The sequence below is a fragment of the Jeotgalibacillus marinus genome (genome assembly GCF_040801915.1).
Classification (GTDB): domain Bacteria; phylum Bacillota; class Bacilli; order Bacillales; family Jeotgalibacillaceae; genus Jeotgalibacillus; species Jeotgalibacillus marinus.
Map to the genome: position 1 here is coordinate 1 of NZ_JBFMIA010000310.1, position 233 is coordinate 233.

The 233-nt window shown below is 59.7% G+C and carries 1 protein-coding gene; it reads left to right on the forward strand.

What is annotated here, in order from left to right; genetic code table 11:
- Positions 1-233: ABC transporter transmembrane domain-containing protein (locus AB1471_RS17965; RefSeq protein WP_367781076.1), on the forward strand; the 233-nt coding region annotated here is incomplete at both ends.

Sequence of the window (233 nt, forward strand, 5' to 3'; positions counted from 1 at the left end):
CTTCGGCTATTTCGGTAATAGGCTTTTTCTCGACACGGGCCAACGCGTCGTGTTCCGAATCCGGTTCGACCTCTTCTCGCATCTTCAGCGGCTGTCGCTCGCATTTCATCGAAGCAATCGCGCCGGGGAGATCATGACCCGGCTCACCGGCGACGTGAAGGAGCTGCAGGATTTCGTCGCGGCCATCGGCATAGACGTCCTGCCCAACGCACTCACGATCGTGGGCATGGCAG